The sequence below is a fragment of the Clostridioides sp. ES-W-0016-02 genome (assembly GCF_020641035.1).
Classification (GTDB): Bacteria; Bacillota; Clostridia; order Peptostreptococcales; family Peptostreptococcaceae; genus Clostridioides.
This window is the reverse complement of sequence record NZ_CP061361.1, coordinates 4,120,108-4,133,245: the sequence shown is the minus strand read 5'-3', so window position 1 is coordinate 4,133,245 and position 13,138 is coordinate 4,120,108. Positions and strand designations below refer to the sequence as shown.

Sequence of the window (13,138 nt, the reverse complement as noted above, 5' to 3'; positions counted from 1 at the left end):
AAGAATCAAAATGCTTTGATGAATGTAGAGGTGAATGGTATGAAAAAGATGAATATAACTAAAAGAATGGTAGAATGTGGAGCTCTAGCAATTGTAAGAGTGGAAACACTTGAGCGTGCATGTGAGATTGCTGAAGGCTGTATTAAAGGTGGAGTACCAGTTATAGAAATGAGTTATACCTTGAATAATGCTGGAGAAATCATTCAAGGGCTTAGCAAAAAGTATGGTAAAAGACTTTGTGTGGGTGCTGGAACAGTTTTGGATAGTGAAACAGCTCGTCATGCCATTTTACATGGAGCTCAGTTCATTATTGCACCGAATTACAATGAAGGTGTAGCAAAAACTTGTAATAGATATCAAATTCCTTACGCACCAGGGTGTACATCACTAACAGAAGCAGTAGATGCATTGAGTTTAGGAGCTACCTTTATCAAAGCTTTTCCAATATCAGATTTCTATGGACCTAAACTAGTAAAGGTATTTAAAACACCAATACCTGATATGCCAATATTGGCAAGTGGTGGAATTACTCTTGATAACTTGCATATATGGTTGGAAAATGGTGTTGATGTGTGTGGATTTGGTGGGTTATTAACCAAGGGTAGTGTTGAAGATATTGCTGAAAATGCCAGAAAGATTCGTGAAACAATTAAAAATATAAGAAAAGCTTAAAGTTAGAGCTGTTGCTAAACAATTATAAATTGATGTGTAACAGCTTTTTTTTTACGAAGAGTAGCTTATTTTCAAGAAATAAATTTCATTTAAAATTCCAAAAAAGGAGTTGAATTTAAAATTTGATTAGAAAAAAATCAATTTTAAGGCAACTCCTTTATTATTTTTTTATTTGAAATGTAGATAAATTCAGCAATGCAACTAATAGTTAACATGGTGCAACTATATAAGTCTTGTGAATAAATCAATAAATAAATATAATTTAAATTGAGATGAGGTGATTATGTTGAACTTGGGGGAAAGTTTAAAAAGACTAAGAAAAGAAAGAAATCTATCACAAGAACAACTTGCTGAAATGCTAAATGTATCTAGGCAAGCTATATCAAAATGGGAATCCAATAAAACATATCCAGATATAGAAAATTTAATACTATTAAGAAATCTATTTAATGTAACTTTAGATGATTTGATAGTTAATACAAATAAAACTGAAGCTGAAGATACGATTGTACCAGGTAAATTACCTACTGATAATATCGCAGATTATGATAAAAATGAGGAAGAAAATGACCCATCAGATAATTTAATTATAGGTGGTTTTATAATTGGCATCTCAATTGGATTTGTCACAAGTAATTTTATGTGGGGGATAGTTGGTAGTTTTATAGGTATGGGAATTAGTTATATACTGGACTATATAAAAAAATAGAATAAATTAAATTTTAAAAAAGTTAAACCTACAGATTTACTTTTAGTTGAAGATTGAGGTAGTTTTTCTGATGCTATATTAGATAATAATTATCTAGGTATAACCACTTACTTTTTAATTATTGATAAGAAAGAAAATAAATTTATTAAACAATTTTAGTACATTTACTGTAGTACACTTAAAAATAAAACTTTATAATAATGAATAATTAACATAGACCATATAAGATAATTACTTATGTGGTTATTTTTTAGTGAAGAAATTACTTTTAAAAGTATAGCAAATAACTATACTATAAGTAATAGATACAGTTTTTATGTGTATAGTATATAACATAGAATAAAAAACAAATAATATATTTAATTGATATTAAAAGAATTTAAGAATAGATAGTATCTCTAAGTTTAAAAAAATGAATATTAATATATAATTAACTCGAAAAACATATAGTTTTATAAGATAATTTAGAAGAATATTTAAAAATACGTATTAAAAATAGCAATGGTCAATCAGACTTGTAGAGTTAATACAAAACACTGTAGATAGTATATTTAAATTGATATGATTTTCTATTATTTTTTCCATAATTTCAATGGTTTTATCTTATTTTTCTATTTAGAAAAGGACTGATTTAAAGTTCAAGTTATGATATAATTTCATTAAAAGAAGGCAAATTTTAGATAAATATCAGAAAATTATGGTTAAGAAACAATAAGTTCCACCCTATATATAAAATTAATCAAGTTTTGTTTGCAATAAATCAAACCTATTGCCTAAATTAGAAGAAATCAATTTGTATAATTTTTGAAGTTGTAGCATTAGGGAAATCAACAATAGCCATACCTTTAGCATTCAAGCTGGACGATGTGTGAAAATTTAAAAGTTAAATAAAACAATATTGTAAATAAAATAATTTGACACACTGATTATTCACTTTTATCATTATGCTAATTAGCACAATAGATTAGAAGTGGGTATAAAGAGAGGAGGATAATTAAAAATGAAGCAAGAAGATACTGGGACACATCGAATGTGTAAAGAAGAGAAAGTAACAAATAATGAAGTTATTTCAGAGGACATGCTAAAAGCTATGGATATTGGAGTTAGTAAGCATATTTTAGATGATTCATTTACAATTATCTGGGGAAATACAGCTTTTTATCAGTTGTTGGGATATACAGAGAAAGAATTTTTGTCTCATTTTTCTAGTCTTAGACATTATTATGAAGATAATCTTTATCATTTTGAAGCTATGAAAAGTCATTTTTTAGATGCTTATCAGAATGGTAAGAAAAGTGTAGAATATCAAACTTGCATTCCAGTAAATCATGGAGAATATGTTTGGGTAATAATGACTGGTATATTAGTTGAGCCACAGGAGGATGGAAAAGCAATAGTCTATATCATATATTCAAATATTGATGAGTTAAAAATTAGACAGAATGAACTATATGAGATGGAAAAAGAAAGTACAGAGAGTTTTAAGTGGATGATGTCAGAGTATGCTGGAAATGTATATATAAGTGATATGGATACATATGAGTTGTTGTACGTAAATAAACAGTCATGTAATACTCTACAGGCATCAGCAAATGAGGTGATTGGGAAAAAATGCTATGAGGTAATTCAAGGTAGAACTTCCCCATGTCCATTCTGTACCAATTCATGTTTAAAAAAAGATGAGACATATGAATGGGAGTTTTACAATTCCAAGTTGAAGCGAACATTTATGATTAAAAATCGTATGATAAATTGGGAAGGACACAGAGCACGCATAGAGTTGTCTTATGATATGTACAGTTCTGAGTATAAACTTGCAAAAAAAGATCAGGAAAGAGAATCAATCCTGAAAACTATTCCAGCAGGAATGATTCGAATGGATGCAAGGGATTATCTTACAATACTCTGGTATAATGATATATTTCTGAATATGATTGAATATACAAAGGAGCAGTTTAAAGAGGAACTTAATAGCCAATGTTTATATTTATATCCTGAGGATTATAAGCGTGCGAAGATGATGGCGCAAGATTTAAAAGAGTCTGGAGATAATGTTGTATTTGAAGCAAGAGCATATACGCGCTCAAAAGAAGAACGTATATGGACTATCACTCTATGTTATATTAGTGGAGAAGACAGTTGGGATGGAATACCATCTTTTTATAGTGTAGGACTTGATATTACAAAAGAAAGAAAACAGATTGAGAAATTGCAATACATAGCAGAGAAAGATGCATTGACAGGAATTTATAATCGTGCTGAAACAGAAAAGCAGATTAAGGAATATGTTGAACAAAATTTAGATGCTATGGGTGCGCTATTTATGATTGATACAGATAATTTCAAACATATTAATGATACAGAAGGTCACATGATTGGAGACATAGTGCTCACAGAGATGGCATCAGGCATGAAAAAAATAATGCGCGATAGTGATGTTGTTGGCAGAATAGGTGGAGATGAGTTTGCAATTTTTATGAAGAACATTTCTTCAACTAAAGATGCAGAAAAGAAAGCAGAAGAATTGCTGTATATGTTCCGTCATCTATTTCAGAAAGAAAAAAGCTCTGTAAAAGTAACCTGTAGTATTGGAATCTCTATATATCCGAAAGATGGTAATACATTCAAGGAAATGTATACAAGAGCTGATAAGGCTTTATATCAGGCAAAAAGTTTGGGTAAAAACAATTATGTCATCTATAATCATGATGCCTTTAAAGGCTTGGAAGAATTGAATTACTCTTCTCTTGGGACAGCTATTGATTCAGAAAAAAAATACGTCGAATCTTCTGATAATCTTACACGTTATATATTCCGTGTCCTTTATCAGACCGATAATATAGACCAGACGATTAATATGATACTTGAAATTATTGGTAAGCAGTTTAATGTGAGTCGTGCTTATATCTTTGAAAATTCAGAAGATGGTCGATACACTTCTAATACTTATGAATGGTGTAATGAGGGAATCATTCCTCAAATAGAATACTTGCAAAATGCTGATTATGAGGACTATGGAGATTATGAAAAACTCTTTGAAGATGATTCTGTTTTCTATTGTCGTGATGTACATACATTAAGTCCTGAATTAGAGGAATTGTTTTCTAGTCAAGACATACATTCCACACTTCAATGTGCATATAGAGAAGATGAGGTATTCAGAGGATTTGTTGGATTTGATGAATGTACTGGTCTACGTCTATGGACACAAGAAGAAGTCAGTACATTAGCTTTGATTTCTCAAGTTCTATCAATATTTTTGCAACGTAAGAAAAAGAAGAAATTAAATCAACAGATGCAGCAATACCAGGCTATTATAGATAGTATTGATCAATGTATTTATGTTGTTGATAAGGAAGATAATTTGTTATTGTATGGAAATAAAAGATTTAAGAGTACATATCCTAAATTACATATTGGGCAGTATTGTAATTATGACTCTATAGATATTAATAAGACTCTTATAACATGGAATCAAAAGGAAGCATATTTATGTGTCAGTATGATTTAGTAGTAAAAGAAGTACTATGTTGGGCATAAATTAAATTTTACTTTAGACAAAATATTTTCGTTGACTATAGGAAATATTAGAGTTCTTATTTAAGGAATTAGGTAAATTTTGTAATGATATTGAAATATCAATTTATAAAAAATAGTATTAGTTTTAAAAGCAGTTGATTATAACAGATTGACTGTTTTTTCTTTTATAAATATTTAAAACTATAAGTACAAGGCTATATTTGTCAATATAATTATAATGTGGTATCATATAGGCTCAAAAGAAATTTTATATATTTAAAAATAAAATTAAAAATAATAAATGGAGGACATATGAATATGGAAAATTTGCCAAATTGCCCGAAATGTAATTCAGAATATACTTATGAAGATGGAACTCTTCTAGTTTGCCCAGAATGCTCTCATGAGTGGACTTTAGAACTAGATACAGAAGAAGATACAAACATTATTAAAGATGTAAATGGAAATGTGTTAAATGATGGAGATGCTGTGACAGTAATCAGAGACCTTAAAGTAAAAGGAAGTTCATCATCTATAAAAATAGGAACAAAAGTAAAAAGTATACGTTTAATTCATGACCCATCTGATGGGCATGATATAGAATGTAAAATAGATGGTTTTGGAGCTATGAAACTAAAGTCTTCTGTTGTCAAAAAAGCATAGTATAAAAAATTTGTGGTATTTATGAAATAATCTATATAGCTATTATACAAATATAAATTTAAGACTTTAATGTAGTAATAGAAAATTCATTAGGAGGGTAACGTATGTGTTATTTTTTAAAAGGTGAAGAACAAGATTATTATGTAAATAAAGTAATGGAAGAAATGAAAAAAGTAGTACCTATAGTATACAGATGCTGTGAAGATAGTGAAGATGGAGAAGCAGTAGTTGGGTGTGACGAAAATGGGGAAGCAAAGTTATGGATAACATTTGGCCCAAATGAAAGATTAGAAATGGATAAACACATAGAAAAAGGTACATTACTAGAATATATTATTGGTTAAGAAAGAAATCATATGATTTCTTTCTTTTTTTGTGACAACTTTAGATTATATATTTGAAAAGAAAATTAATGATGTAATACAAACATCAATTCACATTGGAGAATAAAAAGCAAAAAATTTTTAGTTTATTCTGCAATGTGTAATATTAGACTATTGTGGATGCAAAAACTATTGGCATGAAAAAGGCATTGTCACAGATATTAATATTGATAGATTACTGTATACTATTGGAATAAAGGACACTTTAACTTATAATTAAGAAGAAGTAATTTTGTATAAATAGTTTAAAAATGATTTGTTAATAAATATTAATTTATATTATAAAATGTAAAAATAAAAGGAGAGTAAATATGAAAGCTATACATAGAGATACATATAATAATCAATTATTTAAAGATTTAAAAATTGATTGTGAAAAGTGCTTTGGACTTTGTTGTGTGGCACTTTATTTTTCTGCTTCAGAAGGTTTTCCTGCTGATAAGGAATCAGGTAAGCCATGCACTAACTTACAATCAGATTTTAAATGTTCTGTACATAAAAATCTTAGAAATCAAGGATTTAGAGGCTGTACTACGTATGATTGCTTTGGTTCGGGTCAAAAGGTAGCACAGGTAACATACAAGGGAAAAAACTGGATACAAGAGCCAGAATTAGCAAACCAGATGTTTGAAGTATTTTTAATTATGAGGCAGTTACATGAAATGTTATGGTATCTTAAAGAAGCATCTACATTAGATATACCTAATTCAATCAAAGAAAAACTCAATCTAATAATTGAAGAAACTGATGAGCTAACTAATATGAGTCCAGAACAACTAATAGATTTAGATATAATATCACATCGAACAAAAGTTAATTCATTATTGTCACAAGCTAGTGACTTTGTACTAGAAAAAGCTAAATCCTTTGTAAAGACTTCTAATTTTAAAAATAAGAAAAAATTAAGTAAAAGTATAGATTTAATAGGAGTAGACCTTAGAAAAACAAATTTAATAGGAGCAGATTTAAAAGGTAAATTTCTTATAGCGGCTAATTTAAGGGAAACAGATTTAAGTGGTGCTAATTTGATAGGGGCAGATTTAAGAGACTGCGATATTAGAGGGGCAAATCTTAAAAATAGTGTATTCCTTACACAATTACAGATTAATACTGCAAAGGGAGATTCTAATACGAAGTTACCAGATACACTAGTACATCCTAAATACTGGGATAAATAATTAAATTATTACATAACTTTACAAAATATGAACCTTTTTGACTCCAGTTCATAGTATATATTAGAGATTCTTTAGAGGAATTTCTTAATATATAATATAATAGGAGAGATATAAAAATGAGTTGTCAAAATTGTAAATGTGAAAAAAATTATATGTATGAGGATTATAAATATAATAAGTGTAATAAGTGCTATAATGACTATGAAGAAATGACACATGTCCATGAATACTCAGAAAGTGTTAAATTAGCAGAAGAATGTGAAGATAGACATAATCATCGTGCTGCAGGAGTTACAGGTGAAGTTATACCAATAAATGGTGGAACAAATCATGTTCATAAAATAAATGATAATGTAGATTTTCTTGACCATTTCCACAAGATATGTGTTACAACAGGTCCAGCAATTAATATACCAGGAACTAATAAGCATGTTCACTTAGTATGTGGAAATACTACTGTTAGTGATGGTCATTGCCATAAATTCCTTTTTACTACTCAAATAGAAGCACCTTTAGTATAAACTAAGGTAAATTATTGTAGCAAATTTATTGAATGTAAGTAAAGTATAAAAGTGTATTATATACAATGTTTAAACTTAATGAGGACTATGATATTAGCTTTCATAGTCCTTTATAACTTCTATCTTTGATAAAAAAGAATATTCATTTATAAGTATCAGAGGCATTTTAACTAGTATTCAACAGTGAATTTATTTGCCCAAAATACATGATTATAAATTATAATAAACTATTTACAAAATAAAATTTTATTGTGATTATACTTAACATAAGGTTGTACTATGTAATTAAAATATACTATGGAGAGGAGACTATTATGAGCTCTGAAATAGTTTTTGAAGTTAAACAAAGTAGTGCAAAAGAGCTTCAAGAGATGTTACAAATTTGGGAATCATCAGTAAGAGCAACACATGATTTTTTGACAAAAAAAGATATTGAATCTTTGAAGCCAGTAGTTAAAATTGGTTTGACACAAGTAGAAACTATGGTTTGTTTAAAAGTTGATAACATGATTAAAGCTTTTATGGGAATAGATAAAGATAAAATTGAAATGTTATTTATAAAAGATGAATATAGGGGTAATGGTATTGGAAAAAAACTAATATTATATGCTATAGATAAATACAATATAAAATATGTTGATGTAAATGAACAAAATAAAAAAGCAGTGGGATTTTATATTCACTTAGGATTTAAAGAGTTTGATAGGTCTGAAATAGATGGGCAAGGGAATCCATTTCCAATATTACATATGAGGCTAAGTTAATATAGATATAGTTAAATGAAAAAATATGCATATGAAAATATAAATATGCATATAGAGAATTCTACAACTTAAATAAAATTGTAATTGTCCTAATCTATTTGGGTAAATATGATACTATATTTGCTACAGAACTTACAAATGATAATACACTAAAATATGACTGTAAAGAAGGAAGAAAGTTATATTTAGTTATTGTTTGATATGTCCAATAAAATAATATTATAAAATGATAAACCTTATAATTTTAATTCTAGCAATTAAATTTGAAAATAATTTATTTTATTTTCTATAGATTCAGCACTATATTAAATATATAAGCAAATACAAGTTAATAGTAAAAAGCACTTTCTTAAGAAGAAAGTGCTTTTTTATTTGTGAATAGTTGTAAATATAATAATTTGAGAGATATTAAATTATAAATTATTAAAAGATAATATATATTTAAGTGATTTACAGGTTAAAATATAATAAAAAGATTAAGGGGATATCATGAAAAAGAAAGTTTTAAATAATTTTATAAAATTGGTGAAATATAACTGGAGTACATTAATTCTATTTGAGCTATTTCATAAAGGATTAGCTTTGTTGATTATATTACCATCAATCAAATTTGTATTAAGTAGCTCTATGAAAAGTGCAAATATAGTGTATTTAAGTACTGATAACATAGGAGAAATATTAACGAATCCTCTATCAATAATATTAGCCATACTGTCAATTATAATATTGGCGTTTTATATGTTTTTTGAATTTACTTCAGTGATTATTTGTTTTGATAAATCACGAATTTCTGAAAAAATTACTTTGTTTAAACTTATTAAATTATCCTTAAGAAAATCTATAAACATATTGAATCCTAAAAATATATTATTATTTGTGTTTGTATTACTAATAGTTCCATTAACGAATATAGCCCTAACCTCAGGCTTTATAGGGAAAATAAAACTTCCTGAATATATATTGGATTATATAAGTTCTAATATTGTTCTGAATATAATTTATATGGTTTTAATTTTAATATTATATATATCAGTCATTAGATGGATTTTTAGTATACATGAGGTAACTCTAAATACAAATAGTTTTAAAGAAGCAAGGAAAAAAAGTGCTAGCCTTACAAAAGGAAAAGCAATAAAATTAATACTTTATTCCTTAGGATTATCTCTAATAATTACTGTTATGGGGTATATAATTTATCATGTTATTATTATATTGATAGGAATATGGACTAAAAATTACACAAATGCAAACTTTTTAAAAGATATATTTATTAGTAGATGCATTATGTTTAATGATTATGCAGCATTTATTTCATCAATAGCTATATTTATAATTAGTACTGGATTTATTTCTGCATTTTATTATGAATATAATGACATTCGTGTCTATAAAAAGAATCTAGAAAAACAAAAAAACTCAATAAAGTCAGTATTAAAAGTTACTTTGAAAATAGTAGTAATTTTATTTATCTTACATATTGAGTCAATGATGTACTCTTTAAATAATGATATTTTATTTAATACTTCATTTTTTTACAACACAACAGCAACGGCTCACAGGGTTTCAGCGTTGGTTGCTCCAGAAAACACTATAGCAGCATTTAAAGAAACCTTCATAACTCAAGCTGAATATGCTGAAATTGATGTTCAAGAAACTAAAGATGGAGAGTTGATTTTATTTCATGACTCTAATTTTGAAAGAGTCACTGGTGTAAATAAAAATGTTTGGGAAGTGAATTATGATGAAATTAAGACATATGATGTAGGAAGTCATTTTAGGTCAGATTTTGCTGGGGAGAAAATACCAACTCTTGATGAGGCAATGAAGTATTCTAAAGGCAAAATAAAATTGCTAATAGAAATAAAGCTTAATGGTCATGAAAAAACTGATGTAGAAAAAAGAGTATTAGAGCTAATTAAATCAAATAGAATAGATAATCAATGCGTTGTAGCATCCATGAATAAAAATGTATTAAAAAGGGTTAAAAAATTAAATCCAAATATGGTAACTTGTTATTTAACGGCAGTTGCATATGGGAATTTTTATGACTGGGACTATGTTGATATATATGGAATAGAGTCCACATTTATAAATAAAAAGGTAGTAGATAACATACATCAAAAAGGAAAACAAGTTTTTGTATGGACTATTAATAACAGTAAATTAATGAAAAAAATGATTATTTTAAATGTAGATAGTATAATTACAGATAATCCATTTTTAGTAGATGATGCAATTTATTGGCAGAAAAATGGATTCATAAATAGAGTAGCTAATTATTTATTTAGGCATGATTCTAATAAAGATATAATTGAAGTGTATTAGACTAAAAAATGTGCAAATTGCAAAATAATAATATATTCATTTTATAATATTTTTAAATAACCGTATCATAGTGAAGAGATACGGTTATTTTTATTTGTTAATAACTTTGTGTCTGTAATCATTTCCCCATTCATGCATTGAATTTAGAACTGGCTCAAGACTATAACCAGTTTCTGTTAGAGTATATTCTACCTTTGGAGGAACTTCTGGATAAACTTTTCTAGTTACTAAATCACTTTCTTCCATAGACCTTAAGTTTGATGTTAAAACTTTTTGAGTTATATCTCCAATAGATTTTTTGATTTCACCAAATCTTTTAGTACCATCTAATAGCTCTCGTATAATTAATACCTTCCATCGATTACTGATGAGTTGTAAAGTAATCTCTACAGGACATTCAGGTAAATCTTTTTTCATAAATCACAACATCCTTTCTTTAATAATCTTCTTTAAAGTATTATATCATTTTAGGGAATATGTATAAAAATTTCTTTTAAATATATAAGTATTAAAAAAATAAACTGTGCCAATAGTTTCTATTAGGTAACTATAGTACTTTAAAGTGCTTACTATACAATAGATACTAATGAGTTTATTATATTATTAAAGAAATAAAAAATACAACAAATTATTTTAGGGGGTAGATGAAATGAATGAAGTAGTAAAATTTTTAAAGGAAAATCCAGTTCAATATTTTGCAACAATAGGAGCGGATGGAAAGCCAAAAGTTCGCCCATTCCAATTTATGATTGAAGAATGTGGAAAATTATATTTTTGTACAAGTAATGAAAAAGATGTATTTAAACAAGTTAAAAAAAGCCCATATGTAGAAATAACTACATCAACTCCTGAATTTGCTTGGATAAGACTATGTGGAAAAGTCATATTCTCAGACAATAAGGATATAAAGAAAAAAATAATTGAATCTAGTGAACTTGTTAAATCAATCTATAAGAATGAAGATAATCCTACTTTTGAAATATTTTATCTTGAGGACGCTAAGGCTGTAATCTCAGATTTTTCAGGCGAGCCACCAAAAGAATATAGTATTTAATACAAAAAAATAATTAATATCAAGAGCTAGCAATATTATTTTAACAACATTAAAATAGAATTTAAGTTAGATGATAATATTATCCTTGTTTTAACATAATTAATTTTAAGAAATAAAATAAATGTTTAAAAATCTTATACAAATCCATCACATTACAAATATATAAGAGAGTCATATTATATGAAATTAAATGATTCTCTTGTTTATTTGTATAAGTTTATATATTGACATTGACGCTACGTAATTCTATATACTTTATTTTAAAGGAGATGATAAAAATGAATATTGTAGAGGTACGCTCAGATAAAATATATAAAAAAATAATGAATGCACCTGCAAATAAGAAAGAGGATATATACAGATATGAGTTGATGAAGCCTTTTGAGTTTAAATGGATGTGTATAAATGTTCCAATCACTGCAAAACAAGAAGGTGGATATGATGTAATTATGGCAAGTGATATGATGGGGGTTTTATCTCCAAAAGATATTAATGAAAGTCAAATAAATAACATAGATATTCTATCCAATGACAAACTTTGGAACAAGTGTAAAGAAACTATTGAAAGTTCCATAAAGCCTTTTATAAAAGAGGGGTATAAATTGAACACTGAGGAGTATAAATTTTCAATATTATTAGCAAATCCAGAAAACCCTTATACAATATTAAGTGATGGATATTTTGGTGATGGTGGAATTCCAGGATATATATTTTTATCAATAGTCCCAAATGAGTATACTATTAATAGGTTACCAGCAGCACTAGCACATGAATGTAATCACAATATTCGATTTCAATTTATAAATTGGAGTAATAACATAACTTTAGAAGAAATGATGATAAATGAAGGTCTTGCAGAAAACTTTGCAACATGGATGTTTGGGGATGATATGGTAGGGCCTTGGGTTAGTAAGACTGACATTGAGACACTGAATAGCTATATAAAGCCAATAATCAAAAGTGGCTTAAAAGAAACTGGATTTCAAAATATAATATCATATCTTTATGGTGATGATATAGCTAAAATGCAAGGATATTTTCCAGTAGGACTACCTTATTGTGCAGGATATGCCTGTGATTACTATATGATTAAGTATTATTTAGAAAAAACAAACAAGTCAATAGTGGAGGCTACTTTATTACCATATAGTGAAATCATAGAGGAAGTAAGGGAATTTTGGGATTAAATCTATAAGTTGCATAATCTAAAAAAGATTATGCAATTATTCTATTTTTGAGAAAAATAAATTGACAATGATTTGTAAAAAATATACAATAATATATATAAAGAAATATTTCAATGATAAAATTTTGAAGATTTCATATCTAGTGTATCTAATACTACATGCT

12 protein-coding genes are annotated in these 13,138 nt (G+C 27.3%); 11 read left to right on the top strand and 1 reads right to left on the bottom strand.

The features are described from left to right. Positions 1-39: 39 nt before the first annotated feature. From IC758_RS19155 to IC758_RS19115, 9 genes are all read left to right on the top strand, one after another. Positions 40-672, top strand: coding sequence for a ketohydroxyglutarate aldolase (locus IC758_RS19155; protein ID WP_227436597.1), 633 nt, complete (start codon positions 40-42; stop codon positions 670-672). 283 nt (positions 673-955) lie between these two features. Continuing rightward, the gene (locus IC758_RS19150) at positions 956-1,381 is read left to right on the top strand and encodes a helix-turn-helix domain-containing protein (protein ID WP_227436472.1); all 426 of its coding nucleotides are present in this window, start codon (positions 956-958) and stop codon (positions 1,379-1,381) included. Positions 1,382-2,381: 1,000 nt separating this feature from the next. After that, on the top strand, positions 2,382-4,892 hold the full coding sequence (locus IC758_RS19145) for a diguanylate cyclase domain-containing protein (RefSeq protein ID WP_227831476.1): 2,511 nt from the start codon (positions 2,382-2,384) through the stop codon (positions 4,890-4,892). Positions 4,893-5,218: 326 nt separating this feature from the next. Continuing rightward, the gene (locus IC758_RS19140; RefSeq protein ID WP_227436468.1) at positions 5,219-5,563 is read left to right on the top strand and encodes a zinc ribbon domain-containing protein YjdM; all 345 of its coding nucleotides are present in this window, start codon (positions 5,219-5,221) and stop codon (positions 5,561-5,563) included. A gap of 104 nt (positions 5,564-5,667) precedes the next feature. Beyond that, on the top strand, positions 5,668-5,907 hold the full coding sequence (locus tag IC758_RS19135) for a hypothetical protein (protein ID WP_227436466.1): 240 nt from the start codon (positions 5,668-5,670) through the stop codon (positions 5,905-5,907). Positions 5,908-6,257: 350 nt separating this feature from the next. Further along, positions 6,258-7,124: a pentapeptide repeat-containing protein gene (locus IC758_RS19130; RefSeq protein ID WP_227483302.1), complete on the top strand. Its 867-nt coding sequence runs from the start codon at positions 6,258-6,260 to the stop codon at positions 7,122-7,124. 116 nt (positions 7,125-7,240) lie between these two features. After that, on the top strand, positions 7,241-7,645 hold the full coding sequence (locus IC758_RS19125) for a YmaF family protein (RefSeq protein ID WP_227436462.1): 405 nt from the start codon (positions 7,241-7,243) through the stop codon (positions 7,643-7,645). A gap of 314 nt (positions 7,646-7,959) precedes the next feature. Further along, entirely contained in the window at positions 7,960-8,409 is a 450-nt protein-coding gene (locus IC758_RS19120; protein ID WP_227860675.1) for an acetyltransferase, read from the top strand. A gap of 489 nt (positions 8,410-8,898) precedes the next feature. Further along, positions 8,899-10,734 (top strand): glycerophosphodiester phosphodiesterase, encoded by a 1,836-nt coding sequence (locus IC758_RS19115; protein WP_227860674.1) that lies wholly within the window; start codon positions 8,899-8,901, stop codon positions 10,732-10,734. 90 nt (positions 10,735-10,824) lie between these two features. On the opposite strand, the gene IC758_RS19110 is transcribed toward IC758_RS19115, so the two are convergent. Further along, positions 10,825-11,151 (bottom strand): winged helix-turn-helix transcriptional regulator, encoded by a 327-nt coding sequence (locus tag IC758_RS19110; protein WP_227436457.1) that lies wholly within the window; start codon positions 11,149-11,151, stop codon positions 10,825-10,827. Between the two features lie 232 nt (positions 11,152-11,383). On the opposite strand from IC758_RS19110, the gene IC758_RS19105 reads away from it, so the two are divergent. Then, on the top strand, positions 11,384-11,788 hold the full coding sequence (locus IC758_RS19105; protein WP_227436455.1) for a pyridoxamine 5'-phosphate oxidase family protein: 405 nt from the start codon (positions 11,384-11,386) through the stop codon (positions 11,786-11,788). A gap of 278 nt (positions 11,789-12,066) precedes the next feature. Then, positions 12,067-12,975 carry a DUF2268 domain-containing protein gene (locus tag IC758_RS19100; protein ID WP_227860673.1) on the top strand — a complete coding sequence of 303 codons (909 nt, stop codon included), beginning with the start codon at positions 12,067-12,069 and terminating at the stop codon, positions 12,973-12,975. The last annotated feature ends 163 nt before the right edge of the window (positions 12,976-13,138 follow it).